Here is a 25,586-nt window from a genome sequence, read left to right as displayed (position 1 = left end):
CATGCGCAAGATCCTCCTTCGCATCCTCCTGGGCCTGCTGGCCGCCGTGCTGCTGATCTGCGCGGCCGTGCTGCTGCAGGTGGAATGGACCTACCAGACCTACAAGCAGGTCCCACCGCCCACGAACTACGAGGTCAGCGGTGCCGCTGGCGCCCCCGTGCTCATCCTGCTGCACGGCGCGGGCCTGAACCGCCATATGTGGGACGCCGTCGCGAAACATGTGTCGCCCGACTACCGCGTCATGGCCATCGACCTGCCGGGCCACGGCCCGCGCCGCGGCGAGGTCTTCACGCTGGAGGCCACGCGCGCCACCATCGCCGCCGCGGCGCAATCAGTCTCGCCGGCGCCGGTCATCCTGGTGGGCGACTCGCTGGGCGGCTACTCGGCCCTGGCCGCCGCCGACGCGGTGCCGGCGCAGCAGCTGCGCGGCCTGATGGTGGGCGGCGCCAGCGCCAACTTCGAGTGGAGCAACTGGCCCGGCTATGCCGGCCAGGTGCTGATGCTGCGTGGCCTGCTGCTGCGCTATGACGAGCAGGTGATCTTCAAGAAGGCGCTGACCAAGTTCGGCGCCGACGACGCCACCAACCAGGCCATGGCCGCGGCAGGTGGGTCGTTGAAGGCCTATCCCTACGCGCTGCGCAGCCTGATGCTGGAGGACTTCATTCCGCGCCTGGCCGCCGTCAAGGTGCCGGTGCTCATCGTCAACGGCGACAAGGACACGCGCTCGGTCCAGGGTGAGGACAGCTATGCCGCGGCGCTGAAGGATGTGCAGCGCTACCGCTTCAAGGACACCGAGCATGGTGTCAGCCTGCGCCGCCCGGCCGAGTTCGCCGAGCAGCTCAACCGCTTCGCGGCCAGCGCCTTCGCCAAGCCATGAGCACCGAGCTGCAGCCCAACGAAGCCGTCGCCGCCCAGTTGCAGGCAGCGCTGCCCGGCCTCACGCGCGACGAGGCGCTGCGCTTCTCGCGCCATGTCGCCTGCGCCGAGCCCTATGTGCTGGGGCCTGACTCGTTGCCCCGCGACGGCGTGCCGCAGGGCAGCCTGCGCGCCGGCCAATGCCCGCCCGGCAGCGTCTACCCCGGCGTGCCGCACGACTACCAGGTCTATGTGCCGGCGCAGTGCTGCGAGCCGGCCGCGCTGCTGGTCTGCCTGGACGGCACCCGCTACCTGGGCCCCGAGGCGCGCGTGGCGACCGTGCTCGACAACCTCATCGCCACTGGTGACATCCCGCCCGTCGTGGCCGTTTTCGTGGAACCCGGCGCGACCGGCCTCGGCCTGCCCATCTACGGCGGCGCCGACAACCGCAGCCTCGAATACGACTCGACCGGCGACGCCTATGCCCGCTTCCTGCTCGACGAGCTGCTGCCTGCCGCAATCGAGGGCCTGGCCATCCGCAGCGACCCGGCCTGGCGCGCCATCTGCGGCCTCAGCTCCGGCGGCCATGCCGCGCTGAATGCAGCTTGGGAGCGGCCCGACGCCTTTGGTCGCGTCATCAGCCATTGCGGCAGCTTTGTTGCATTGCGTGGCGGCCATTTGCTGCACGCGGCGGTGCGCCGCGTGCAAGGCAAGGCCTTGCGCATCTTCCTGCAGACGGGCGAGAACGACCTCGACATCGTCTTCGGCCACTGGGAGCTGGCCAACCGCCAGCTCGCCGCGGCCCTGGCCTACCGCGGCTACGAGCACCAGCTCGTCGTCGGCCAGGGTGGCCATTCCCTTCGCCATGGTGGCGCCATCTTTCCCGACGCATTGCGCTGGATCTGGAGTGAGACATGAACATGAGCCAAGCTGAGCTTGCCAATCTGGCGCAAACCCCTGTGCGAGGGCGCGGCTACCGCACCTATGTGCTGGTGATGCTGTCCGTCGTGGGCTTCTTGTGCGCGGTGGACAAGGTCGTCATCTCCATGTTCATGGAGCCCATCAAGAAGGAGTTCGGCCTCAGCGACACCCAGCTCGGGCTGATGACGGGCCTGGCCTTCTCGGTGCTCGGCGGCCTCGCGGCCATCCCGCTGGCGCGCTGGGCCGACAAGGGCAGCCGCCGCTGGATCATCAACGGCAGCCTGATTGCCTGGACGCTGATGACGGCCGCCTCCGGCATGGCGATGAACTTCACGCAGATGCTGCTGGCCCGCGTGGGCGTGGGCATCGGCGAAGCCGGCTGCATCCCGGCCACGCACTCCATGCTGGGCGACTACTACCCGCGCGACCTGCGCGGCCGCGCCCTGGGCATCCACAGCGCCATGACGTATCTGGGCATGCTGGGCGGACTGCTGGGTGGCGGCATCCTGGTGCAGACGATTGGCTGGCGCTACGGCTTCATGGTGCTGGGCGTGCTGGGCCTGGTGGTCGCGGCGGTCTTCCACCTGACCGTGCGTGAGCCGGCCCGCGCCGACGCGATGGCCCAGGCCGCGACCCCGAGCGGCAGCCTCTTCCAGCAGCTCGGTGATGCCCGCAGCTTCCTGCTGCTGGTGGGCGCCTTCTCCACCACCTCGCTGGCGGGTGCGGCCGTCATGTCCTGGCTGCCCAGCTACTTCGCGCGCGCCTTCCCGACGCTGACGCCCGTACAGATCGGCGGCGGCCTGGGCCTGTGCCTGGGTGTCGCGACGGCCATCGGCGCCATCACGGGCGGCCAGCTGTCGGTGCGCTACGCCGCCCGCTCGCGCGCCTGGGGCGCGGCCTTTGCCGCCGCCGTGTGCGCCATCGTCACACCGCTCTACATCGCGAGCTTCCATGCCCCGGTGCCGCTGCTGGCCTTCGGCCTGCTGTTCCTGGCCTTCCTCGTTGCCGGCAACCTGCTGGGCCCCGTGTTCGCGACGCTGCAGGACCTTGTTCACCCCAACGCCCGCGCCACGGCCGTGGCCATCGTCAGCGTGGCCGGCGTCGTGTTCGGCCAGGGCCTGGGCCCCGTGCTGGTGGGCGCGCTCAGCGACCGCCTGGGTGGCGCGTCGGCCTCGGGCCTGCGCGACGCGATGACGGTGGTGGCCTGCGTCAATGTGCTGACCATCGTCTGCTTCTGGCAACTCGCCCGGCGCATCCGCACGCTGCACCCGGCATGACGCGGCTGCGCCAGCTGCATCTGGGCCTGGGCGCCTTCCACCGCGCCCACCAGGCCGCCTACCTGCAGCGCCTGCACGACGTCGGTGACAAGCGCTGGTGCCTGGCCGCGGGCAACTTGAGGGCGGACACGACGGGCAGCGAGGCCGCGCTGGTCGCCAGCCAAGGCCGCTATACGCTGGAGACCGTCACGCCCGCGGGGGAACGCCACCGCCAGAGCATCCACGCGCTCGAAGAGGTCGTGCCCTGGTCGTCGGGCCTCGCCCGCCTCGTCGAGCTGGGTGCCGACGCGGCCACGCGCATCGTCTCCTTCACCGTCACCGAGGCGGGCTACTACCTCGGTCCCCGCGACGTGCTGGACCTGGATCACGTCGAGCTGCGCGCTGACCTGGCAGCGGCCAGAGACGGTCATGTCCATGCGCATGCGCCGACGCTCTACGGTGCGTTGACCGCGCTGCTGCGCGCCCGCCGCGCGGCCGGCAGCGGACCGCTGACGCTGCTGTGCTGCGACAACCTGCGCCACAACGGCCAACGTTCGCGCTCCGGCCTGCTGCAGTTCCTGGAAGCCGTCGGTGACGCCGGCCTCTTGAGCTGGGTGCGGCTGCACACCACCCAGCCCGACAGCATGGTGGACCGCATCACGCCGCGCCCCGCGCAAGGCACGGCGGAGCTGATGGCCGAGCACTGGCTGCAATGGGTTCTCCAGCGCGACGGTTTCGCGGACGGGCGGCCGGCGTGGGAAACAGTCGGTGCCCAGCTGGTCGACGATGTGCAGCCCTTCGAGAAGGCCAAGATCCGCATCCTCAACGCGACGCACAGCCTGCTGGCCTGGGCCGGCGCGCTGCGCGGCTGCCGCTTCATCCACGAGGCCGTGACCATCCTCGAAGTGCGCGGCATGGCGCATGGCTTCATCACCGACGAGGTCGTCCCCTGCCTGCAGCCCAGCCCGCTGGACCTGCCGGCCTACCGCGACGCCGTGCTGGACCGCTTTGCCAACGCGGCCCTGGCCGACACCTGCCAGCGCGTCGCGGCCGACTCCATGGCCAAGATCCCCGGCTTCATCCTGCCGACGCTGCGCGAGCGCATGGCCCAGGGCGGCACGCTCGAGGCGGGCGCACGGTTGCCGGCGCTGTACCTGGACTTCCTGCGCCAGTGGCAGGCCGGCAGGCTGCCCTTCGACTACCAGGACCAGGCGCTGGTGCCGGCGCAGATGCGCGCCGTGCTGGCTGCGCCGGATCCGGTCGCGGCCTTCTGCGCGCTGCCTCAGTTGTGGGGTGAGCTTGCAGCGGTTCCCGGCTTCACGGCGGCCGTGCGGGCCGCCGGCGATGGCTGGGCGGTCAAGAGTTAGCGCGGCCCCGCGTCGCGAGGGCACGCTGATTGCCGGTGGCGTGGGATCAGGCCCCGCCTGCCAGGAGCGCGTCATGCACAGCCGTCCCTTCCTGTTCCGCGTCACGCCGGTCTTGCTGGCCCTGCTGGCCGCCTGCCGGCGCGAGGTGCCGCCGCCGCCCGTACCGCCGGCCGAGCCGCTGCCCAAGGTGGCGCCCAGCACCGACCTGCGCGGTGCCTCCGATCACCAGCAGGCGCCGCCCGCCGTGGGCGCGATGACGGCCGGGCAGGACGCGGGCGGCGCGCGCTCGCGTCCGATCCAGCCCAGCGGCGGCGATGGCACGCCGGCCGCCTCTGCCGCGAGCGCGCCGCGCTAGGCCCCTAGACTTGCGCGCATGATCCTGCGCGAGTTGCCCGACCTGGCGCCGCGGCCGCTGACGGCCGCGAACGCGGGCTTCCGCCAGTGGTTTTCCGAGCACTGGGGGCGCGAGAACGCCATCGTCATGGGTCTTAGCCGCGACGTGGAATTCCCGCCGCACACGCAGACGCTGTCCATCAAGCGCGCCTGGGGCGGCGAGGGCGAGGACTATCTGCTGCCCGGCCGGCGGCTGCGCGTGGATGCCGGCCGCTGCCTGATCCTCAACCAGGGCGGCTACTACGGCGCGCGCATCCGCAGCAGCGAGCCGGTGCTGAGCTTTGGCGTCTTCTTCCGGCCCGGCATGGCCGAGGAGATCGCTCACGCGGCGCGCCAGACCCTGCCAGAGGCCTTGGCCGCCGGCGGTCAGGACGGCCGCCTGTCGGCGGGCTTTGCCGAGCATCTGCGCCCGGCCGAAGGCGCGTTGAACGGGGAGCTGACCCCATTGCGCGATGCCGTCCTCGCCGGCCGCGGCGCGGCGCTCGGCGATGCGGGCGACGAAGCCTGGCTGGAGGAGAGGCTGCAGTCCCTGCTGTGGCGCATGCTGGAGGCCGAGCCCGGTTGGCGTTCGCGCAGCGACCGCCTGGCAGCGCTGAGCCAAAGCCAGCATGCCGAACTGCTCGCCCGCCTGGACCGCGCCACGGACTTCATGCTGAGTTGCCATGCCGAGCCGCTGACGCTGGACGAGATCGCCGCCGTGGCGCGGCTGTCCAAATACCACTTCGTGCGTTGCTTCCGCGCGCTGCAGGGCTGCACGCCGATGGCATGGCTTGGGCGGCTGCGCGCCGAGCATGCTGCGCGCCTGCTGCGCGATGCGACGCTGTCGCTGGACGAGGTCGCCGCCCGCAGCGGCCTGGGCTCACGCCAGACGTTGTTCCGCCAGCTCAAGCGCCTTGGCGGCGCGGGCGGGCAGGCGCTGCGCGAGCGGCTGGCGGCGCAGGGCGCTCATTTGCACTTGTAGGGCTTGCCCACCATGCTGACCGCCCGGGGGGCGACGCTGCCGTTGAAGCTGTCCGTGTCGGCGATGCGCGAGCGGAAGATCTCGACGCAGGTGTTGCCGCGGCGCATGACGGTACGGCGGCCACCCAGTGCGCCGACCTCCTGGGAGCGGTTGTCGCTGGTGCTTTCCTCGACCCAGGCGCCGGCGCCACCGGTGGCATCGGCGATGCGGTCCTCGAACGTCGGGCGTGCCGTGTTGCTGCGCGGGTCGCTGAGCGCCGGGTTGCGCGCCGCGGCGCTGGAGGCGGCATAGCCGGGCGGCAGCGTCAGGCGCAGCGCCGTGCGTGGTGGCTCCGCGGCAGGCGTGCCTGCCGGTGGGGTGATCGTCACCGGTGTGGCGGCGGTTTCGGGCGCCGTCTGCGGCGCGATGTTGATGCTGGGCGGCGGGATGATGCGGCGTTCGGCGTCGCGGGGCGCCGCCAGCTTGGGCGCTGCGGGTGGTGGCGGCAGCCGCGGCGGCGGCGGCGCGATGAGGCGCACCGTCGTCAGCCGCCTGTCGGGGTGCTCGCCGAACGGGGGCGGGCGGTGCGCCCACAGCGCCGCGAACAGCCCGAGGTGCAGGGCCGCGACGGCAATGCGCGCGATCCAGCGGTGGTCCATGGCGGCTAGAGCTTGACGCTGAGCTTGCTGCCGGCCGGCGGCAGCAGGCGGGCCGCGTCGGGCCAGTTCTCCTGGCCGGTCAGCAATGTGCAGGGGCGGCCTTTCTCGCCGGGCTTGGCGTCGGGATCACGCTCGCCCGTCGCTTGCGGCAGCGGCAGGCCGAGCAACTGGCCGTTCTCGCGCCATTCCAGCTCCCAGGTCGGCGTGGCCGAGCACACGCGCACGGCCTCGATGCGCGGGAACAGCCAGCGCAGATACCAGGGCAGCAGCTCCTCGCGCAGGGTGCGGGCCACACGCATGAGCTGACGCACCTTGGCCATGGTCAGCTGCTCGGGTGGCGTGGTCAGCTCGATGGTGCCGCGCACGGCCATCTGGCCCTTGGCGGCGTTGGTGGCCAGGTCGGCCGTCTTGGCTTGGGCCTCGGCCAGCAGCGGCAGCTCGAAGCGACCCTCGCCGTCGATCTTGAGCGGGTAGTCCGCTTCGTCGCTGCGCACGGCCATGCGGATGTCGGGCAGCGGCATCTTGGTCTTCTCGACATCGACCTTGAAGTCCATGCGGAACAGGCCCTCGCCATGCTGCTTGAGCTTGGTCAGCAGGCTGTTGATCTGCGCATAGGGCAGCACGCCGCCGTCGCGCTTGAGCTCGGTCTTCACGGTGGGCAGCACTTCGGTCTGGGCGTGGGCGGCCGTGGCCGTGGCCAGCAGGCAGGCGAGCAGGATTCGCATGGGTCAGGGGAGGTCTTCGGGAGGTTGGGGGCCGGGTTCCCAGGCGAGCAGGTCGCCGGGCTGGCATTGCAGGACTTCGCAGATGCGCGCCAGGGTGTCAAAGCGCACGCCGCGCACCTTGCCGCTCTTCAGCAGCGACAGATTGGCCTCGGTGATGCCCACGCGCTCGGCCAGCTCGCGCGAACGCATCTTGCGGCGCGCGAGCATGACGTCGAGGGTGACGACGATGGGCATGGGCTTAGATGAATTCAGCGTTTTCGTCGGCGACGCGCACGGCTTCATGCAGCACTTGCGCCAGCGCCAGCAGCAGCAGGCCGAAGAGCAGCGCAAGGTAGTGGTCGCCGGACAGGCCGAACCAGAACTGGCGTTCGCCGACGGGGTTGCCCCAGGTCAGCGCGAGGATGGCCAGCGTGTGGCTGAGCGGTTGGGCGGCGGCCAGTGCGCACAGGCCCAGGCCCAGGCGGCGCAAATGCTGGGCGGGGCGGCGCGCCAGCAGTTCGCCTTCGGCGAAGCAGCCGAACAGCGACCACATCTGCCACAGCGCGAACAGGCTCACCGAGGTCGGCAGCATCGATGCCGCCAGTCCCCAGAGCCGCGAGCCCAGGTCGAGTTGGACCTTGCCAAGGCTCCAGGTGCGTGCGGCCACCTCGGCGACCCAGATCGCATCGGCCCAGAAGATGAAGGGCAGGGTGCCGATGACCACGACGCCGAGCAGGCAGAGCAACCGCACGACCCAGGCCAGGCGGCGGATGCGTCGCAGGCCGTCGGCGGAGAAGGAGTCGGGCATGAGGGCCTTGGGGGAAACGATGAAAACTTACTGTAAAACAATAATTCATTGCCGAGAAACAGAATCGTGCGGGACCCCGAAAATGAGGGGATGAGCAAGAAGACCGTCCATGTCAGCGAGACGCCCGCCACCCAGGCCCTGAAGCGCGCCGGTGTCGCCTTCACCGAGCATGTCTATGACTACGTCGAGCATGGCGGCACGGCCGAGTCGTCCAAGCAGTTGGGCGTCGAGGAGCACGCCGTCGTGAAGACGCTGGTCATGCAGGACGAGAAGGCCGAGCCGCTGATCGTGCTGATGCATGGCGATCGCACGGTCAGCCTGAAGGAGCTGGCGCGGCAGATTCCCTGCAAGAAGGTCGAGCCCTGCAAGCCCGAGGTGGCCCAGCGCCACAGCGGCTACCAGGTCGGCGGGACGTCGCCCTTCGGCGTGCGCAAGGCCATGCCGGTGTTTGTCGAGGCCAGCATCCTCGAGTTGCCCAGGATCTGCATCAACGGCGGCCGGCGTGGCTACCTGGTGGGCATAGCGCCGCAGGTGCTGACCGAGTTGCTGGGCGCCAGGTCCGTGAACTGCGCGAACTGAAACGGGCGCTGCATCGGCGTGGCCAGGTGGCGTGGGGCCACGCCTGAACCCTTGGCGAAGGCTTCCAGCAAGCCTTTCATGTCGGCCAACGTTACAGGTGGCATCGATAAGCGCCCCCCTAGTTTGAAGAAAATGATTTCAATCAATCACATATGGGGCGTGGCCCGAAATATGCAGTGAGTTTGGTGCGATCAGTCACCCTGAGGAGAACACCATGAGACATCTCACCCGCATTGCAGCGATCTGGAGCTTGGCAGCCGCTGCCTTGGCCTTGGCAACGCCGGCACAGGCCTCGTTGACGCTGACTGCCGCTGGCACCAGCAACGGCTTCAGTCTGACCACCTTTGCCGACTTCAGCACCATCACCGGCGGCGGTTGCTGCAGCGGCCCCTTCGGCCTGGCGGTCGCGGCGGACGGCAATGTGCTGGTATCGGTCAGCGGCACGCGTTACGTGTTCAGCAATACCGATGGCCAGACGCCCGGCTCGGCGATCAGCTCCACCGGGAGCAGCTCGGGCACCCAGGCCTATGCCCGGGCCGGCGGTCTCGCCTACGGTGGCAACGGTGGCAACTTCGTCCAGTTCAACAACGACGGCACCGTCAACCATGCGTTGACCGGTGTGCCCAGCCCCTACCTGGGCATGTGGGGCGCGCCGAACGGGCACATCATCGCCACCAGCGGCGCGGGCCTGATCGACATCGACCCGCTGGGTGCCGGTGGCGCGGGGACCTATCGCATCATCAACGGCGTCTTCGGCGACGGCGTGACCGTCTCGCCCGACGGCCTGACCGCCTATGTGGAAGTGTCGGGCGGCATCCAGGGCTACAACATCGCCACGGGTGCCGCGGCGGGCCCCTTCATCGCGGTGCCGGGCAGCAGTGCCGACGGCACGGGCGTGATCACCGGCGGGGCCTTGAACGGCGACCTGATCATCAACAACAACAACGGTGATGTTGACCTGTGGCACTTCGCCACCAGCACGATGATCACGCTGGCCACCGGCTCGTCACCCTTCGGCGCCGACCGCGGCGACTACGTGGCCATCGACACCAAGGGCTGCCTGCTGCTCGACGAGGGCAACCGCGTCGACCGGCTGTGCCTGGCCGGTGCGAGCATCGGTGACCCCAATGGCAGCGTGCCCGAGCCCGCCTCGGCCTTGCTCGTCGGCACTGCGCTGCTGGGCCTGGGCGCCGCCGCACGCCGCCGCCGCGCCTGAGGCCGTCGGACCCATCGACGCCCGTCGGCCAAGGCCCCGCCATGCGGGGCCTTTTCATTTTTTGATTGGGGTACTTACCGGGTCGTGGCTGGCGAACGCCGAGCGCCGCCAAAGCACAATGACGGCCATGCAAGAGACTCTCTTCCCACTGCTCGCCGCCGTGGCCGCCTACCTGATCGGCTCGCTGTCTTTCGCCGTCATCGTCAGCCGCGCCATGGGCCTGTCGGACCCACGCTCCTATGGCTCGGGCAACCCCGGCGCCACCAATGTGCTGCGCTCGGGCAACAAGGCCGCGGCCATTCTGACGCTGGTGTTCGACGCCCTCAAGGGCTACCTGCCGGTGCTCGCCGTCGTGATCTGGGGGCCGCGCCACGGCCTGGGCGAGGGCACGGCCGCACTGGTCGGCCTGGCGGCCTTCCTGGGCCATCTGTGGCCGGTGTTCTTCCGCTTCCAGGGCGGCAAGGGCGTGGCCACCGCAGCCGGCGTCATCTTTGCCTTCAACCCGCTGCTGGGGGTTGCAACGCTGGCGACCTGGCTCATCATTGCCTGGTTCAGCCGCTACTCGTCCCTGGCCGCCATCGTGTCGGCCGCCTTCGCGCCGATGTATCAGTTGCTCATTTGGGAAGCCGGCCCCATCGCGTTGGCCCTGATCATCATGGGCTTGCTGCTGGTGTGGCGCCACTCGGCCAACATCAAGAAGCTGCTGGCCGGCACCGAGAGCAAGCTTGGGGCAAAGGCTGGCGCCGCCGCAGCACCCGCCAAAGCCCCCCGATCGAAAACCGCCCGGAAGAAACCATGACTGCCTCCACCCCCGTTGAACGCTTCGACATCGGCGCCCGCCTGTCCGAGATGGCCGTGTACAACGGCGTCGCCTACCTGGCCGGCCAGGTGCCCGAGGACGCCAGCGCCGACATCACCGGCCAGACGGCCCAGGTGCTGGCCGCCATCGACAAGCTGCTGCAGCGCGCCGGTACCGACAAGAGCCGCATCCTGCGCGCCCAGATCTACCTCGCCGACCGCGCCGATTTCCCCGGCATGAACGCCGCCTGGGATGCCTGGGTGTCGGCCGGCCACACGCCGCCGCGCGCCACCGTCATCGCCGGCCTGGCGCGGCCGGAGTGGAAGGTCGAGATCGTCGTCACCGCTGCGGTCTAAGCGCCCCGGGCACCCTCCCTGGCCCGTTGGCGCCAGAACTCGGCGTCGAACACCTGCTGCACGCCGGTGTTCGCGTTGATCAACCAGAACAGGCTGCCGTCGGCGCTGATGCGCGCCACTTCGCCGCTGTGCCGGCCCGCCGTGACGCGCCGGCCGACGGCGTTGGCCGGGAAGCCCGGTAGACGCGCCAGCTCGATCAAGGGCTGGGCGGCGCGATCGTCGGCCGCCAGCCTCAGTTTCTGAACCAGCGGCGCGAGGAACGGGCTGGCCGCATCGGCGGCTGACACGAACACCACCAGCTTGGCCTGGGCGCGGCTCAGCGCGACGTTGAGCAGGCGCTGCGCCTCCTCGCCCTGCAGAAAGGGCTGGGCGCCATCGGCCGGATCGAACAACACGACTGGTGCCTCGCTGCCCTGGGCGCGGTGCACCGTGCTGACGCGCAGCGACTCGGGCAGGCCGCGCGCCCGCAAGGCTTGCCGGATCAGTGCCCGCTGGGCGCGGAAGGGAGTCAGCACGATGAGCTCCTCGGGCTGCCATGAGCCGCTGCTCAAAGCGTTGACGATGAGTTCGGCGATGGCCTCTGCCGACTCGCGCCGCACCGGCCCGCGCTCGTGCGCGGACCAGCCGCCGTCGCGCCGGATGCGTCGCAGGTGGACATGCTCGTCGGGCCCGATGTCGCCCAGCACGCGGCAGCGTGCCGCCTGCCAATCGGCCGAGGTGTCGGCGGCCACGCGCAACGCGCCGTCGTAGAAAAGCTGGCTGACCAGGTCGCCGATCGGCGCCGCCATGCGTGATTGCTCGTCCAACAGGGCGACCGAGGCTCCTGCGCGCGGCATCCCGGCAAATGCTGAGCGGCCCAGCCAGCGGCGCGCGCCGCGGTCTTCACTGCGCAGCACGGGCGACAGCTGTTGGGGGTCACCGGCAAACAGCCGCGCGCGACCCAGGGGCATCAGTGCCAGCGCATGGGCGAGGCTGACCTGACTGGCCTCGTCAAACACGACCAGGTCGAAGGGCGGTTCTCCACCGGCGCTCAGTTCGCGCAGCGACTTCAGCGTGAAGGCGGCCCGTGTCGTGGTCATCGCCGCCAGGCGGCAGCGCTTCAGCACCTTCAGCGAGGCCGCGCGCAGCTCGTCGCGCAGGGCTGCGACACGGTCGGCCCAGGCCTTCAGGGCGACGGCGTCGCGTGCGGATGGGCGCGCGCTTTCGGCGCGGGCCAGGCGGGCGATCAGATCCGCGTCGTCGGTCGGGATCAGGTGCTCGCGCCCCGCATAGGCCGCCGCGTCGAAGCGCGTGCCCAGGCGTTGCACCAGCGGGCGGCAATGCTCGCGCCGGCCCTTCTGCAAGGCCTTGTCGACGGCCAGCGTTGCGAGGTCGACGGCGTGGTTGGTGGTCGACAGCAGCAGCACGCGCGCCGCCGGCCGGCTGTCCAGGTACTCGGCCAGCAGCACGCCGAGGGTCGTCGTCTTGCCGGTGCCCGGTGGCCCCCACAGGAAGGCGCTGCTATGGCCGACCAGGGCGAGGGCCTCGCGCTGGGCCTTGCGCAGCCAGCGAAAGGGCGCACCGGTCAATGCCGGGATCGCATCGACGGTTTGCGGCTGGCTCAGATCGGGCAGACAGGCCAGGGCGCGCTCGGCCCAGGACGTGTCCCACCAGGCGTCGGCCACGGCATTCAGGAATCGGGTTGGGTAGAGGCGGATCAGGCTGGCCGCCGGCGGCGGCGCGCTGCTGGCGTTCTGCAGCACCAGCTGATCGTCCTCGGCGACGACGGCCAGCACGCTGGCGCCGCCCTTGACCGGCGCACCCCACCAGGCGCTGGCGCCGTCCAGGCTGTCGTCCAGCAGTGCCTGCGCCGACGCGCTTCCGGGGCGTTGTCCCTCGGCAAATACATAGCCGGCCTCCAGCGTCACGCGCCACAGCGCGCCCTCGCGCTCGCTCCTCAGCACCTTGAAGTCGTAATACTCGGGCGTGGCCGACAGCTCGGCATCCAGCGCCGCGCGCACGTCGGCAAGGCTCATCGAAAAAGGGAAGGTGGAAGCGGGAGGGCGGGACTCTACCGGGCCTCGCGTGCAGTATGCCGGGCCGGCTCTGCCGGCATCACTGCGGCGGTTTGATCGTGGGCCTCGCCGGTGGTTGATAGTCGGCCGGCAGCGCCGTCGGCGTGAGCTCCAGCGCGAACTTCTGGCCGGCGGCGTTTTCGGCGAACTCGACGCGTGCCTTCTGGCCCCAGGGCGTCTGCACCGCCGGCCGGCCCAATTCGACAAGCGGCTCGCCGGCGCTGACCTGGCTTTCGATCCTCACCTGGTTGTCATCGGTCTTGCGTGGCAGCAAGGTGATCCGCATCGAATCCGTCAGGTCGTCGGCCTTGCTCATCATCACCATCATCCGCTCGCCATCGCGGCCTACCAGGCGGAAGGTGCGCGTGGTCCTGGTGTCGCCCTGCTTCTGCTCCAGCATGACGTCAAGGTGGACGTACGGGCCAGCAGAAGCGACGGGGCTCTCGCCGACCGCATACGCGAGTGTCGTCAGCATGCCGATAGTGGCGGCCAGCAGCAACCCACGGCTGCGGTTCAGGGGACGGGCATGCTTCAACATCGCAATCCTTTCGACGAGGGGATGGGTGGTGCCCCAGCGGCTCGCAAGCGGAGCGCCGAGGCTGTGGAGACCGTGCGCGGCGAGCAGCGCACGGGTGTAGTCGGCGAGCGCGCCGGGTCGCGACGCCAGCACGGCGGCGTCACAGGCGAGTTCCTGGTCCGCCTGCAGGCGCCGCGCAGCCCACCAGACCAGCGGGTTCCACCAGTGCAGGGCCGTCAGCGCGCAGGCCAGCAGGTTCCAGAGGTTGTCCAGGCGCTCGCGGTGCACCTGCTCGTGGGCCAGGATGAGCTGCTGCTCGGCGGGCGAAAAGCGCTGCTCGAAGTCCACCGGCAGCGCGACCTGCGGGCGCAGCAGGCCGACGAGTGCCGGACTGCTGCCCGCCGGCAACTGCTTGCCCAGGCGGGCGAGCCGCCACTGGCGGCGGGCCTGGAGGGCGATGAAGACGGCGCTGCCGCCCAGCCACAGCAGCAACCAGAGCGGCTTTTGCGTGGCTGGCGGCGTCGGCAGCGCGGGCAGGGCAACGAGCGGGGTAGCGACCGTCGCCTTCAACATCAGGGGCAGCGGTTCCTGCTGCGGGCGCGGCAGGGCGGGCGTCAGCAGCAGGGCCGGCACGAGCAGCCAGGCCGCGTAGACGGCGCTGGCGCCCAGCCGCTTCAGCAGCGGACGCAGGGCCCACAGCAGCGTGACGGCCAAGCTCAGCAGCAATGCCTGCAGCAGCAGGCCGGTGAGCAGTGCCTCAGCCATGATCCTGCTCCTTCAAGAGTGCCTTCAACGCGGTGACATCGTCGGCGCTGAGCTTGCGCTCCGATGCGAACTGCGCCACCAGCGGCGCGAGGCGCCCACCGAACAGGCGGTCGATCAGCGACAGGCCGGTGTCGGCCACCCAGGCGTCCTCGGGAATGGCGGGCGCGTAAAGGAAGCGCCGGCCATCGCGCTCAGCGGTCACGGCGCCCTTCTTCAGCAGGCGGTTCAGCAGCGTCTTGACCGTCGCCATGGCCCAGCCTTGCTGGGGACCGAGGGCCGCGGCGAGCTCGTCGGCTGCCTGCGGAGACCGCTGCCAGAGTTGGCGCATGACCTGGGCCTCGGCGTCGCTGATGGGTGGGGGCGGCTTGTTCATGATTACGTGCGTAAACGATGGCGAATGATTACGCGTGTAATCGAGTTCGTCAAGCCCTGCTGTCACACCCTCGCCATGTCCGCTGCCTAGGCTGGCGGCCAGAGCCGCTGTCGCGGCCGGGAGCCCTTGTGAGCCACATCGAAGACGAACTGGTGAAGCGCATTCACCGCGACCTGCAGGACGATTTCGACGAGGAGCTGGAGCTCGAACTCGAGGACCGCGACTACGGCGCCATGCCGAGCGATGCGCCCGCTGACGCCTCGACCGAGCGCAAGCGCTATTTCCGCGAGCTGTTCCGGCTGCAGAGCGAGCTCGTCAAGCTGCAGGACTGGGTGCAGCACACGGGCCACAAGGTCGTCATCCTGTTCGAGGGGCGCGACGCGGCGGGCAAGGGTGGCGTCATCAAGCGCATCACGCAGCGGCTGAACCCGCGCGTCTGCCGTGTGGCGGCGCTGCCGGCACCCAACGACCGCGAGCGCACGCAGTGGTATTTCCAGCGCTATGTGTCGCACCTGCCGGCGGCGGGCGAGATCGTGCTGTTCGACCGCAGTTGGTACAACCGCGCCGGCGTCGAGCGCGTCATGGGCTTCTGCACCGACGAGCAGTACGAGGAGTTCTTCCGCTCCGCGCCCGAGTTCGAACGCATGCTGCAGCGCTCGGGCATCCAGCTCATCAAGTACTGGTTCTCGATCAGCGACGACGAGCAGCGCGTGCGCTTCCTGGGCCGCATCCATGATCCGCTCAAGCAGTGGAAGCTCAGCCCCATGGACCTGGAGTCGCGCCGCCGCTGGGAGGAGTACACCCGGGCCAAGGAGGTGATGCTGGAGCGCACACACACGCCGGAGTCGCCGTGGTGGGTCGTCAAGGCCGACGACAAGAAGCGTGCGCGGCTGAACTGCATCAGCCACCTGCTGGGCCAGATGCCCTACCAGGAAGTGCCGCACGCCGACATCGAGCTGCCCGCGCGTGAGCGCCGCGAGGACTACATCCGCCACCCGGTGCCCGACGACATCGTCGTGCCCGAGGTCTATTGAGCCTAGCATCGGGCCATGAAGTGGCCACCCCTGTCCCTGCTCGTTGTCGCCGGCCTGGCCTGGCTGGCGTCGGCCGCCTGGCGCGGCCACGTGGCCGATCAGGACGGCCAGTTGCTGCTGCAGCGCGTGAAGCCGGGCGATATCCGCATGATCTCGTCCGAGACCTGCCCGTACTGCCTGGCCGCAAGGCGCTGGATGAAGCAGGAAGGCATTCCCTTCGAGGAATGCCTGATCGAGCGCGACGCGCAATGCCTGGCGGACTACCAGGCCTTGGGCGGCCTGGGGACGCCGACCTTGCTCGTTCGCGGCCAGCGGGTCATCGGCTTTGACCGTGCGCGCCTGCTCGACATCCTGAAATAGACCGAACCGAGTCGACAACGCTGCTCAGCAGCGCTGGCGACTCGGCTCGGCGGTGGTGCAAAAAGGCGTCAGATGCATATCGATTCGACGCCTGTTTCAGCCGCGCTTCACGTTGCTCTTGGCAGCGGCCAGCGTCTGGCGGGCCAGGGCGGTGGCTTGGCTGTAGCCGACGATGACGACGCGCGGCAGTTGAGCGACTTCGTGGGTGGCCTTGCCGGTGACGACGACACGTTCGAGCTTGACGGTGGCTTGCGGGGCGGCCTGGGCGGCGACGGCGGACAGGGCCAGGGCGGCGGCGAAGAGGGTGGTTTGCAGGCTCATGATGGACTCCGTTTGCTTGGGGTTCGAGAAGCGTGATTGCTTGTTCGATGGAGTCAGTTTCGGCAATGGATGGCGTCGCTTCCAGGGGCCTGCGATCAAGCGCCGGCGGCGGTGGATGAACTGCAGGCGCGGCTGACAGACTGCAGTGAACCCGGCGTGTCCAGGCCCACGGGCACGGACCAGTCCCTGTGGCCATAGCATGGCGAAGCCGCCCGTGGGCGGCTTCGTGAGGTCGGCAGAACGGCAAGACCGAGCCGAGTCGGCAACGCTGCTCAGCAGCGCTGGCGACTCGACTCGGCGGTGGTGCAAAAAGGCGTCAGATGCATATCGATTCGACGCCTGGTTCAGCCGCGCTTGGCGCTGGTCTTGGCGGCGGCCAGGGTCTGGCGGGCCAGCGTGGCTTCGCTGTAGCCGACGATGACGACGCGCGGCAACTGGGCCACGACTTGAGAATCAGCGCGCTGGGCGTAGCCGGTCACGACGACACGCGGCAGTTGTGCGACTTCGCGGACGGCCTTGCCGGTGATGACGACGCGCTCCAGCTTGACGACCTCTTGCGTGGCGGCCTGGGCGGCGACCGCAGAGAAGGCCAGGACGGCGGCGGTGAAGACAGTTTGCAGGCTCATGATGGACTCCGTTCGGTGGGTTTCGAACTGCTTGATTGCTTGTTCGATGGAGTCAGTTTCGGCAATGGATGGCGACGCTTCCAGGCGCCTGCGATCAAGCGCCGGCGGGGCTGGACGAACTGCAAGCGCGGCGGATGAACCGCCGCCGGCCCGCCAGCGGCGAGGCATGACGCCTCAGTCGAACTGCAGGCCCAGCCGGCTCAGATCGCCTCGCCCCTGGCGCACCAGTACCGGCTCGTCACCCTGGCTCAGGTCCAGCACCGTCGTCGGCTGGGCCGGGCAGGCGCCGGCGTCCAGCACGAACTGCAGCTGACGGTCCAGCCGCTCGCAGACGTCGGCGGCATCGTTCATTGGCTCGGTGTCGCCGGGCGGGATCAGCGTCGTCGACAGCAGGGGCTCGCCGAACAAGGCCAGCAGCTCCTGCAGGACCTTGTGCTCCGGCACCCGCAGGCCGATGGTGCGCCGGCTGGGGTGGGACAGGCGGCGCGGCACTTCCTTGGTGGCCGGCAGGATGAAGGTGTAGGCGCCCGGCGTGGCCAGCTTCAGCAGCCGGTACTGGCGGTTGTCCACCATTGCATAGGTGGCCAGCGCCGACAGGTCGCGGCACAGCAGCGTCAGGTGGTGCTTGTCGTCCACGCCGCGCACCCGGCGCAGCGCCTCGGCGGCGGACTTGTCGTTCAGGTGGCAGACGAAGGCGTAGCTGGAGTCCGTCGGCACGGCGCCAATGCCGCCGGCCTGCAGCATCTGCGCGCACTGGCGCAGAAAGCGCGGCTGCGGGTTGTCGGGGTGGACTTCGAAGAGCTGGGCCATCAGTGATGGATCCGGCTTTCGAGGGCCGACCAGACCGGTGTCAGCCGGCCCTGCAGCGCCGGCAGGGCGCCCAGGTCGATGCGGCTTTCTTCCGGGCAGTGGAAGTCCGAGCCGCGTGAGGCCAGCAGGCCGAACTCCTGGGCGGTGTTGGCGTACTGCTCGAACTCGGCCGTCGTGTGGCTGCCGGTGACAACCTCGATGCCACGGCCGCCATGGGCCATGAACTCGGTGATCAGTGCGTACTCTTCCGTCGGTGTGAAGCCATAGCGGCCCGGATGCGCGATGACGGCGATGCCGCCGGCGCGCGTGATCCAGCCGACGGCGTCCTTCAGCGACGCCCATTTGTGCGGCACGAAACCGGGCTTGCCCTCGGTCAGGAAGCGGCGGAAGACCTCGGGGATGTCGTTGCAATGGCCGGCGTCGACGAGGAAGCGGGCGAAGTGGGTGCGCGAGATCAGGTCGGGGTTGCCGACGTATTTCAGCGCGCCCTCGAAGGCGCCGTGGATGCCGACCTGGGCCAGGCTGGCCGCCATCTCGCGGGCGCGGGCCTCGCGGCCACCGCGCGTGGCGCGCAGGCCTTCGATGATCTCGGGCGCTTCATGGTCGAAGCCCAGGCCGACGATGTGCACGACGCGGCCGGCGAAGCTGACCGAGATCTCGGTGCCGGTCAGATAGGCCAGGCCGTTGGCACGGGCCGCGGCGATGGCGCGTGCCTGGCCGCCGATCTCGTCATGGTCGGTCAGTGACCAGAGCTGCACGCCACCGGCCTTGGCGCGTTCGGCCAGGGCCTCGGGGGTCAGCGTGCCGTCGGAGACGACCGAGTGGCAGTGCAGATCGGCGTTGAGCGTGGGGTCGAGGTTCACGGCCCCATTGTAGGAAGGGCATGAAAGCCCTAACGCGAGCGCACGCGGAAGCTGCTGATGGCCTGTGTCAGCCCCACGGCCTGTTCCTTGAGGCTGGCCGCGGCCGCGGCACCTTCCTCGACGAGGGCGGCATTCTGCTGGGTCATCTGGTCCAGGTTGGTGATGGCCTGGCCGACCTCGCCGATGCTCTGGCTCTGCTCGGTCGTCGACGCGCTGATCTCGCCCATGATGTCGGTCACGCGCCGCACCGAGGCGACGATCTCGGTCATCGTCGTGCCGGCCTGCTGCACCAGGGCCGCGCCGGCACCCGTCTTCTCGACGGAGGCGGTGATCAGCGACTTGATCTCCTTGGCCGCCTCGGCGCTGCGCTGGGCCAGCAGGCGCACCTCACCCGCCACGACGGCAAAGCCGCGACCCTGCTCGCCGGCACGTGCCGCCTCCACGGCGGCATTCAGTGCCAGGATGTTGGTCTGGAAGGCAATGCCATCGATGGTGCCGATGATGTCGGCGATCTTCCTGGCGCTGGCGCTGATGTCGTCCATGGTGGTGACGACCTGGGCCACCACGTTGCCGCCGCGCGTCGCCACTTCCGACGCGTTGGCCGCCAGCTGGTTGGCCTGGCGGGCCGAGTCGGCGTTGTGGCGCACGTTCTCGGTCAGGTGCTCCATGGAAGAAGCCGTCTGCTGAAGGCTGGCCGCGGCCTGCTCGGTGCGGCTGGACAAGTCGAGGTTGCCGGTGGCCACTTCGGCCGCAGCGAGCTGGATGGATTCGGAGCCCTCGCGCACGCGCAGCACGATGCCGCGCAGACCGGCCTGCATCTGCACCAGGCTGCTGGACAGCCGGCTCAGCTCGTCGCGGCCCTCGGTGCTCAGTTCCTCGTCCAGCGAGCCGCCTTCCACGGCGGCTGCGAAGCGGATGCTGCCTTCCACCGGCTCCAGCACCGACAGCGTGATGCGCCAGCCGATCAGCACGGCCAGCAGGGCGCCGGCCCCCAGGGCGGCCCAGATGACCATGGAAATCGTCGCGTAGACGCCGGCCAGCTTCTGCTGGGCCTCCTTCACGGCCTCATCGACGCGCTGAATGGCGCCTTCGAGAATCTTCTCGGCCTCGTCGACATGCTTCTTGGCGTCACGCGGCGTGTCCCAGGCCGCCTTCAGGTCGCCCGCCATGTCACCCTGCGACAGTTTTTCCATGACGGGCTTCATCGCGCCGCGGTAGGCGTCGAAGTTCTGGCGCACCTGGGCCAGGCTCTTGCGTACCTCCTCGCGCTTGACGCGCTGCTCCAGGTCCTTGAGCCCCTTGTCGGCCTCGGCCATGGACTCCTCCCAGCGCGTGCTGGCGCGCTTGAAGTCGGCCACGCCGATGGCGGCGAAGATCATGTCCTTCTCGTAGCGGCGCGCGGTCAGCAGGCCGGCGCGCAGCTGGTCCACGCTGCGCAGCGAGCCGACGACGTTCTCGTTGAACTGCTCGAAGGCGCCGTACATCGCCCCGGTGGCGAAGCGCCCGCCCAGGCCCAGCACCAGCATCAACAGCAGCATCACACCGAAGGCCACGGCCAGGCGCAGCTTGATCGTCATCTGTCTGAGCATGTCCCACCTCGTCATTGAATTGGTGAGGTGCAGCATGCCGCAGACGCGGCCCGGGCGAAAGGCGGAAAACTCAGGCCGCCAGCAGGCTGCGGTGGGCCTCAGACTTCGGCGCAAGCCTCGATGACGTACTGCACGCGCTGCTGGCCCTGCCATTCGTCCAGGCTGAGCCGGTAGGCCAGCGTGACGCGCTCGGGCAGCATGTCGACGCGGTTGAACCAGATGCCATCGATGAGCTGGCCGCCCCGGCGCAGGCGCAGCTTGAGATGCTTCTCGCCGACCAGGCGCTGCGAGATCAGCTCGAAGCGGTCGCAGAACACCGGCGCCTCGAAGCCCTGGCCCCAGACCTGGGCGTCCAGCAGTCGCGCCGTCTCGGCCGTGGCGGCCTCCACCGGCAGCATGCCGTCGTGGCGCAGCGTGCGGGTCAGGTCCTGCTCGTTCAGCCATTCCTCGGCGACGCGCGCGAAGGCCAGCGCGAAGCGGGCCACGTCGTCGATCGCCAGCGTCGCGCCGGCCGCCATCGCGTGGCCGCCGAACTTGGCCAGCAGCTCGGGCTCGCGCTTGCTGACGAGGTCCAGCGCGTCGCGCAGATGGAAGCCCGGGATGGAGCGCCCCGAACCCTTCAGCTGGCCATCGGCGCCGCGCGCGAAGACGAAGGTGGGGCGGTGCACGCGGTCCTTGATGCGCGAGGCGACGATGCCGACGACGCCTTCATGGAAGTCGGCATCGAACAGCGCCACCGCCGGCGGCAGGGCGCCCTGCAGCGCCTCCACCAGGGCCTCCAGCCGCGCCTCGGCCATCTCGCGCATGCCGCTTTCGATCTCACGGCGCTCGCGGTTGATGGCGTCGAGTTGGGTGGCGAGTTCGAGAGCTCGCTCCGGGTCGTCGGTCGTCAGTGTTTCGATGCCCAGCGTCATGTCGGCCAGGCGGCCGGCGGCGTTGATGCGCGGGCCCAAAGCGAAGCCGAGGTCGAAGCCCTGGGCCTTGGACGCATCGCGCTTGGCCGCGCTGAACAGGGCCATGACGCCCGGCTGTGCCCGGCCGGCGCGCATGCGCTTGAGCCCTTGGGCAACAAGGCGGCGGTTGTTGGCGTCGAGCTTGACGACGTCGGCCACGGTGCCCAGGGCCACCAGGTCGAGCAGGCCGTCCAGGCGTGGCACTTCCGTGAACGCACCGCGCGAACGCAGCTCGGCGCGCAAGCCCATCAGCACGTAGAAGGCGACACCCACGCCGGCCAGCGACTTGCTGGCGAAGGTGCAGCCCGGCTGGTTGGGGTTGACGATTGCATCGGCATCGGGGACGACGATGGCGCCCTCGACCAGGGCCGGCAGATGGTGGTCGGTGACCAGCACCTTCAGCCCCTGCGCGCGGGCATGCGCCACGCCGGCGAGGCTGGCGATGCCGTTGTCGACGGTGACGAGGAGGGTGGGTCGCTGCGCCAGCGCCAGGTCGACGATGGTGGGCGTCAGGCCATAGCCATGCACGGCGCGGTCGGGCACGACATAGCCGAGCTGCTCGGGCCGGGCGCCCAGCAGGCGCAGGCCGCGCAGCATGACGGCGCATGCGGTGGCGCCGTCGCAGTCGTAGTCGGCCACGATGACCAGGCGCTCGCCGCCCTGGATGGCATCGGCCAGCAGGCGACCGGCTTCGGCCAAGCCTTTGAGGTCGGTGGGCGGCAGCAACTGCGCCAGGCTCTCGTCCAACTCGGCGGCCTCACGCACGCCGCGGGAGGCCAGCAGACGGGCCAGCAGCGGCGCGACGCCGGCCTGCTCCAGCGCCCAGGCGGTGCGCGGTGGCACATCGCGTTCGATGAGGCGGGGCGAGTTCACAGCGCCTCCATGACGGCAGCCAGGTCGGGCGCCTTGAACCGGCGCTTGAGCTTCTCGACCAGCGAGAGCGGCTGGGCCGTGAAGCGGCGCGCGAAGCGTTCGCCGCACAGCGTCAGGCTGGTCAGCGGTTGGGCCAGCGGCCCGGCGTCCAGGCGCTGCCAGGCCTCGGCCCAGGCAGCGAGGTCGCCGTTCAGCAGCGGCCCGGTCAGGCGCGCGTCGACGGTCACGTCGGCCGGCCGGCCGCTCGAGCGGCCGATGTCGCTGATCCAGACGGAGTTGATCGCATAGTCCCCGCGCGCCTCTCGTTCCTCGTTCAGCGCATGGCCGTGCATCAGCATCTGGGCCTCGTTCTGCCAGCGGCGCAGCACGCGGCTCTGCGGCAGCCAGGGTTCGATGGAGCGGCCGGCTGCGCGTTCGATGCTGGCGGCCTGCAGGCCCTCCAGCAGGCTGGCATGGCCGATGGCCCAGCGTGTCGAATCCAGCAGCCGCCATTGCCAGCCTTCGGACTCGGGCCAGAGTTCCTTCAGCAGGGCGACGAAACGGGCCGCCTCCGATTCCGAAAGCTGCAGCGCCGCCGGCGGCAGCACGTCGACGCCATCCGTTCCGACGGCCAGATGCACCGGCGTCATCAGCGCCCAGGCGAGGTCGCCCCCCGCGTCCACGGCCCAGGCGGCCGCGCTGGGTTCGGCCTGGCCACGCAGGGCCGCCAGGGCCAGGTGATGGGGGGGCTGGGGCGCGTATTCGTCGCTGCCCCAGGTGTCGGCCGGGCTGAGCCGGCCCAGCTGGGCAGCCAGGTTGGGCAGGGCCAGGCTGGAGAAGGCATGCCGCGCGGCCTCGTCGAGCGCGCCGGCATGGGGGATCATCAGATGCATGGGACGGGATTATCCCGGGGGCCTTTCAACGCGTTGTCACACAAGCTTCATACACTTTTCTTCATGACCGACCCGACCCCGTTGAAGCTGATCAACCGCGAAACCGCCATCCTTGAGTTCAACCGGCGCGTGCTCGCCCAGGCCCAACGCGAAGACGTGCCGCTGCTGGAGCGGCTGCGCTATATCTGCATCGTGTCGAGCAACCTGGATGAGTTCTTCGAGGTGCGCTTCGCCGACATGCTGGAGGCAGCGCGCGATCCGCTCAGCAGCGTGACCGGCCAGGACGTCGACCGGGTGGGCCGCGCGGCCCATGCGCTGATCGACGAGCAGTACCTGATCTTCAACGAGCAGCTGACGCCGCTGCTGCGCAAGCAGCGCATCGTCGTCCTCAACCACGCCGATCGCGACGCGCCGCAGCGCCAATGGGTGGCCAAGTATTTCGAGCGTGAAGTGAAGCCCTTGCTGGTGCCCGTGGGCCTGGACCCGGCCCACCCCTTCCCGCAGGTGGCCAACAAGTCGCTGCACTTCATCGCGCGGCTGTCGGGCAAGGACGCCTTCGGGCGCGACAACCGCATCGCCATCGTCAAGGTGCCGCGCGTGCTGCCGCGCGTCATCAAGCTGCCGTCCAACCTGAGCGACGGCCGCCAGGCCTTCGTGCTGCTGACCAGCGTCATTCGCGCCCACCTCGAGGAGCTCTTCCCCGGCCGCAAGGTCGAGGCCTTCTCGCAGTTCCGCGTCACGCGCGACTCCGACCTGGAAGTCGATGAGGAAGAGATCGCCAACCTGCGCCATGCGCTGCGCTCGGGGCTGACGACGCGCCACTTCGGCCGGGCCGTGCGGCTGGAGGTCGTCAACACCTGCCCGGCCGAGTTGTCGGAGTTCCTGCTCGAGCAGTTCGGTCTGCCGAATGCGGCCCTCTACCGCGTCAACGGCCCCGTCAACCTGGTGCGCCTGAACGAGCTCATCGACCAGACCGATGCGCCGGCCCTGCGCTTCACGCCCTTCGAGCCGGCCTGGCCGTCGGGCCGCCTGCCGCGCCACAAGTCCATCTTCGAGAAGCTGAAGAAGGGCGATGTGCTGCTGCACCATCCCTTCGAGAGCTTCGAGCCGGTCGTGCAGATGCTGCGCGAGGCGGTGCTGGACCCCGACGTGCTGGCCATCAAGCAGACCATCTACCGCACGGGCGCCAAGTCCGAGCTGATGGACCTGCTCATCGAGGCCGCGCGGCGTGGCAAGGAGGTCATGGCCGTCGTCGAGCTGAAGGCGCGCTTCGACGAGGAGGCCAACATCAACTGGGCCGAGCGGCTGGAGGCCGTCGGCGCCCAGGTGGTGTACGGCATCGTCGGCTACAAGACCCACGCCAAGCTGCTGATGATCACGCGGCGCGAGAACGGCAAGCTGCGCCGCTATGCCCACATCTCCACCGGCAACTACAACCCCAAGACGGCGCGCCTGTACACCGACCTCGGCCTGCTGACGGCCGACGCCGACCTGACGGCCGATGCCGACTCGGTGTTCCGCCAGCTCGCGTCCCTGGGCAAGTTCAAGCCGCTGCGCCGCATGCTGCTGGCGCCCTTCAATATGCACAGCCGCATGCTGGAGCTGCTTGCCCAGGTGGAGGCCGCGGCCCTGGCCGGCTACAAGGGCGCGCGCATCGTCGTGAAGATCAATGCGCTGACCGATGCCGAGCTCATCCATGGCCTGCTGCGCGCGGCCAAGGCCGGCGCCAAGGTCGATCTCATCGTGCGGGGGGCCTGCATGCTGCCGCCGGGATTGCCGGGTGTCAGCGACAACATCGTCGTGCGCTCCGTCGTTGGGCGCTTCCTGGAGCACACGCGGGTGCTGTATTTCCGCTGGGCCGATGCCGATGAGGGCGAAGCCCTCTTCCTGTCCAGCGCCGACTGGATGAGCCGCAATATGTTCCGTCGCATCGAGGTGGCCTGGCCGGTGCAGGACGCCAGGCTGCGCCAGCGCGTCGTCGACGAGGCCCTGCAGCCCTATCTGCACGACAGCATGGACGCCTGGCAGCTCGGCCCCGACGGCCGCTCGGTGCGCATCAGCGATCACGGCATCAGCGCCCAGCAGGCCTTGATGCGGCGTTACTCCGAAGGCTGAACGAAATGAAGCCCCCACGTTCGCTTCGCTCTCTGCCCCCCCAGGGGGCGTCAATGCCCTTCGGGCGGCCGGGCGGTCATTGATGGACCTGATCCTCTGGCGCCACGCCGAAGCCGAGGTCATCGCCCCCGGCCAGGACGACCTGCAGCGCGCGCTGACGCCCAAGGGTGAGCGCCAGGCCCGGCGCATGGCGGCCTGGCTCAACCACCGGCTGGCGGCGTCGACACGCGTGCTGGTCAGCCCGGCGCTGCGCTGCCGCCAGACGGCCGAGGCGCTGGGGCGTGAAGCGCGCATCGTGCCGGCTATCGCACCGGATGCCGCCGTCGAGGCGCTCATCGAAGCCTCTCGTTGGCCCAAGGCCAACGAGCCCGTGCTGATCTGCGGCCACCAACCGACGCTGGGCCTGCTGGCCGCGAGGCTGCTGGCCGGCGTCGACCAGGAATGGGCCGTCAAGAAGGGCGCCGTCTGGTGGCTGCGCTGGCGCCAGCGAGATGGCGAGCCCGAGGTGACGCTGCACGCCGTGCAAGGACCTGACGCGCTTTAGTCTTGCGGGCCGAGCGCCGGGCCGCTCCCTAGCCGGCCCGCCTTGGGCGATGTGCTCGCGGCTC

At 69.8% G+C, this 25,586-nt stretch carries 28 protein-coding genes; 14 read left to right on the top strand and 14 right to left on the bottom strand.

Features of this window, described 5'->3' with window-relative positions; all coding sequences use genetic code 11:
- The first annotated feature begins 1 nt into the window (after position 1).
- The 6 genes from AC1D2H_RS20730 (at position 2) to AC1D2H_RS20705 (ending at position 5,753) form a co-directional block, all read left to right on the top strand.
- A complete protein-coding gene (locus AC1D2H_RS20730; RefSeq protein WP_478012289.1) occupies positions 2-877 on the top strand; it encodes an alpha/beta fold hydrolase in 876 nt (291 codons plus the stop codon).
- A complete protein-coding gene (locus AC1D2H_RS20725; protein ID WP_478012288.1) occupies positions 874-1,773 on the top strand; it encodes an alpha/beta hydrolase in 900 nt (299 codons plus the stop codon). The genes AC1D2H_RS20730 and AC1D2H_RS20725 overlap by 4 nt, the downstream gene beginning before the upstream one ends.
- The gene (locus tag AC1D2H_RS20720; RefSeq protein WP_478012287.1) at positions 1,770-3,053 is read left to right on the top strand and encodes an MFS transporter; all 1,284 of its coding nucleotides are present in this window, start codon (positions 1,770-1,772) and stop codon (positions 3,051-3,053) included. The genes AC1D2H_RS20725 and AC1D2H_RS20720 overlap by 4 nt, the downstream gene beginning before the upstream one ends.
- Positions 3,050-4,399: a mannitol dehydrogenase family protein gene (locus tag AC1D2H_RS20715; protein ID WP_478012286.1), complete on the top strand. Its 1,350-nt coding sequence runs from the start codon at positions 3,050-3,052 to the stop codon at positions 4,397-4,399. Before AC1D2H_RS20720 ends, AC1D2H_RS20715 begins: the two co-directional genes overlap by 4 nt.
- A gap of 73 nt (positions 4,400-4,472) precedes the next feature.
- On the top strand, positions 4,473-4,754 hold the full coding sequence (locus AC1D2H_RS20710) for a hypothetical protein (protein ID WP_478012285.1): 282 nt from the start codon (positions 4,473-4,475) through the stop codon (positions 4,752-4,754).
- 18 nt (positions 4,755-4,772) lie between these two features.
- Positions 4,773-5,753 (top strand): AraC family transcriptional regulator, encoded by a 981-nt coding sequence (locus tag AC1D2H_RS20705; protein ID WP_478012284.1) that lies wholly within the window; start codon positions 4,773-4,775, stop codon positions 5,751-5,753.
- Here the strand turns inward: AC1D2H_RS20705 and AC1D2H_RS20700 are convergent.
- From AC1D2H_RS20700 to AC1D2H_RS20685, 4 genes are read right to left on the bottom strand one after another with little or no spacing between them, the layout of a single operon-like run.
- Positions 5,738-6,391 (bottom strand): hypothetical protein, encoded by a 654-nt coding sequence (locus AC1D2H_RS20700; protein WP_478012283.1) that lies wholly within the window; start codon positions 6,389-6,391, stop codon positions 5,738-5,740. The two genes, AC1D2H_RS20705 and AC1D2H_RS20700, sit on opposite strands and share 16 nt — an antisense overlap.
- 5 nt (positions 6,392-6,396) lie before the next feature.
- Positions 6,397-7,116, bottom strand: a complete 720-nt coding sequence (locus tag AC1D2H_RS20695) for a hypothetical protein (RefSeq protein WP_478012282.1) — start codon at positions 7,114-7,116, stop codon at positions 6,397-6,399.
- A gap of 3 nt (positions 7,117-7,119) precedes the next feature.
- Positions 7,120-7,350 carry a helix-turn-helix domain-containing protein gene (locus AC1D2H_RS20690; RefSeq protein WP_477929212.1) on the bottom strand — a complete coding sequence of 77 codons (231 nt, stop codon included), beginning with the start codon at positions 7,348-7,350 and terminating at the stop codon, positions 7,120-7,122.
- A 4-nt stretch (positions 7,351-7,354) separates the two neighbouring features.
- Positions 7,355-7,903 (bottom strand): DUF2975 domain-containing protein, encoded by a 549-nt coding sequence (locus tag AC1D2H_RS20685; protein ID WP_477929214.1) that lies wholly within the window; start codon positions 7,901-7,903, stop codon positions 7,355-7,357.
- Positions 7,904-7,993: 90 nt separating this feature from the next.
- Here AC1D2H_RS20685 and ybaK point away from each other — a divergent pair, with 90 nt between their 5' ends.
- The 4 genes from ybaK (at position 7,994) to AC1D2H_RS20665 (ending at position 10,853) form a co-directional block, all read left to right on the top strand.
- Positions 7,994-8,482, top strand: coding sequence for a Cys-tRNA(Pro) deacylase (gene ybaK / locus AC1D2H_RS20680; protein WP_478012281.1), 489 nt, complete (start codon positions 7,994-7,996; stop codon positions 8,480-8,482).
- A gap of 214 nt (positions 8,483-8,696) precedes the next feature.
- Positions 8,697-9,698, top strand: a complete 1,002-nt coding sequence (locus AC1D2H_RS20675) for a PEP-CTERM sorting domain-containing protein (RefSeq protein ID WP_478012280.1) — start codon at positions 8,697-8,699, stop codon at positions 9,696-9,698.
- 127 nt (positions 9,699-9,825) lie between these two features.
- The gene (gene plsY / locus AC1D2H_RS20670; protein WP_478012279.1) at positions 9,826-10,497 is read left to right on the top strand and encodes a glycerol-3-phosphate 1-O-acyltransferase PlsY; all 672 of its coding nucleotides are present in this window, start codon (positions 9,826-9,828) and stop codon (positions 10,495-10,497) included.
- Positions 10,494-10,853, top strand: coding sequence for a RidA family protein (locus AC1D2H_RS20665; RefSeq protein ID WP_477929222.1), 360 nt, complete (start codon positions 10,494-10,496; stop codon positions 10,851-10,853). Before plsY ends, AC1D2H_RS20665 begins: the two co-directional genes overlap by 4 nt.
- Here AC1D2H_RS20665 and AC1D2H_RS20660 read toward each other — a convergent pair.
- The 3 genes from AC1D2H_RS20660 to AC1D2H_RS20650 form a co-directional block, all read right to left on the bottom strand.
- Positions 10,850-12,868 carry a DEAD/DEAH box helicase gene (locus AC1D2H_RS20660; RefSeq protein ID WP_478012278.1) on the bottom strand — a complete coding sequence of 673 codons (2,019 nt, stop codon included), beginning with the start codon at positions 12,866-12,868 and terminating at the stop codon, positions 10,850-10,852. The genes AC1D2H_RS20665 and AC1D2H_RS20660 overlap by 4 nt on opposite strands.
- Positions 12,869-12,947: 79 nt before the next feature.
- Complete coding sequence (locus tag AC1D2H_RS20655) at positions 12,948-14,189, bottom strand: M56 family metallopeptidase (RefSeq protein ID WP_478012277.1); 1,242 nt, start codon at positions 14,187-14,189, stop codon at positions 12,948-12,950.
- Positions 14,182-14,562, bottom strand: coding sequence for a BlaI/MecI/CopY family transcriptional regulator (locus AC1D2H_RS20650; protein WP_478012276.1), 381 nt, complete (start codon positions 14,560-14,562; stop codon positions 14,182-14,184). The genes AC1D2H_RS20655 and AC1D2H_RS20650 overlap by 8 nt, the downstream gene beginning before the upstream one ends.
- 128 nt (positions 14,563-14,690) lie before the next feature.
- On the opposite strand from AC1D2H_RS20650, the gene ppk2 reads away from it, so the two are divergent.
- Both ppk2 and AC1D2H_RS20640 read left to right on the top strand, forming a co-directional pair.
- A complete protein-coding gene (gene ppk2 / locus AC1D2H_RS20645) occupies positions 14,691-15,596 on the top strand; it encodes a polyphosphate kinase 2 (protein ID WP_478012275.1) in 906 nt (301 codons plus the stop codon).
- A 15-nt stretch (positions 15,597-15,611) separates the two neighbouring features.
- Positions 15,612-15,956 carry a glutaredoxin family protein gene (locus tag AC1D2H_RS20640; RefSeq protein WP_478012274.1) on the top strand — a complete coding sequence of 115 codons (345 nt, stop codon included), beginning with the start codon at positions 15,612-15,614 and terminating at the stop codon, positions 15,954-15,956.
- A 96-nt stretch (positions 15,957-16,052) separates the two neighbouring features.
- Here the strand turns inward: AC1D2H_RS20640 and AC1D2H_RS20635 are convergent, their stop codons facing one another.
- The 7 genes from AC1D2H_RS20635 to AC1D2H_RS20605 all read right to left on the bottom strand — a co-directional run bounded on the left by AC1D2H_RS20635 (position 16,053) and on the right by AC1D2H_RS20605 (position 22,863).
- A complete protein-coding gene (locus AC1D2H_RS20635; RefSeq protein WP_478012273.1) occupies positions 16,053-16,277 on the bottom strand; it encodes a hypothetical protein in 225 nt (74 codons plus the stop codon).
- A gap of 344 nt (positions 16,278-16,621) precedes the next feature.
- Positions 16,622-16,903, bottom strand: a complete 282-nt coding sequence (locus AC1D2H_RS20630) for a hypothetical protein (RefSeq protein ID WP_477929235.1) — start codon at positions 16,901-16,903, stop codon at positions 16,622-16,624.
- 174 nt (positions 16,904-17,077) lie between these two features.
- Positions 17,078-17,713, bottom strand: a complete 636-nt coding sequence (locus AC1D2H_RS20625) for an L-threonylcarbamoyladenylate synthase (RefSeq protein ID WP_477929237.1) — start codon at positions 17,711-17,713, stop codon at positions 17,078-17,080.
- Positions 17,713-18,576 (bottom strand): 3',5'-nucleoside bisphosphate phosphatase, encoded by an 864-nt coding sequence (locus AC1D2H_RS20620; RefSeq protein ID WP_477929239.1) that lies wholly within the window; start codon positions 18,574-18,576, stop codon positions 17,713-17,715. The genes AC1D2H_RS20625 and AC1D2H_RS20620 overlap by 1 nt, the downstream gene beginning before the upstream one ends.
- Before the next feature lie 29 nt (positions 18,577-18,605).
- A complete protein-coding gene (locus AC1D2H_RS20615) occupies positions 18,606-20,165 on the bottom strand; it encodes a methyl-accepting chemotaxis protein (protein ID WP_478012272.1) in 1,560 nt (519 codons plus the stop codon).
- A gap of 98 nt (positions 20,166-20,263) precedes the next feature.
- The gene (gene recJ, locus AC1D2H_RS20610) at positions 20,264-21,991 is read right to left on the bottom strand and encodes a single-stranded-DNA-specific exonuclease RecJ (RefSeq protein ID WP_478012271.1); all 1,728 of its coding nucleotides are present in this window, start codon (positions 21,989-21,991) and stop codon (positions 20,264-20,266) included.
- Positions 21,988-22,863, bottom strand: a complete 876-nt coding sequence (locus tag AC1D2H_RS20605) for a hypothetical protein (protein ID WP_478012270.1) — start codon at positions 22,861-22,863, stop codon at positions 21,988-21,990. The genes recJ and AC1D2H_RS20605 overlap by 4 nt, the downstream gene beginning before the upstream one ends.
- 63 nt (positions 22,864-22,926) lie before the next feature.
- On the opposite strand from AC1D2H_RS20605, the gene ppk1 reads away from it, so the two are divergent.
- Together ppk1 and AC1D2H_RS20595 are read left to right on the top strand one after the other, a co-directional pair.
- On the top strand, positions 22,927-24,978 hold the full coding sequence (gene ppk1, locus AC1D2H_RS20600; protein ID WP_477929246.1) for a polyphosphate kinase 1: 2,052 nt from the start codon (positions 22,927-22,929) through the stop codon (positions 24,976-24,978).
- Positions 24,979-25,060: 82 nt separating this feature from the next.
- Positions 25,061-25,522 carry a SixA phosphatase family protein gene (locus tag AC1D2H_RS20595; protein ID WP_478012269.1) on the top strand — a complete coding sequence of 154 codons (462 nt, stop codon included), beginning with the start codon at positions 25,061-25,063 and terminating at the stop codon, positions 25,520-25,522.
- Positions 25,523-25,586 lie beyond the last annotated feature (64 nt).

Source organism: Roseateles sp. P1_C1_2, from assembly GCF_056406535.1.
The sequence above is the reverse complement of the archived record's forward strand: the minus strand, read 5'-3'. Positions and strand labels throughout refer to the sequence as shown.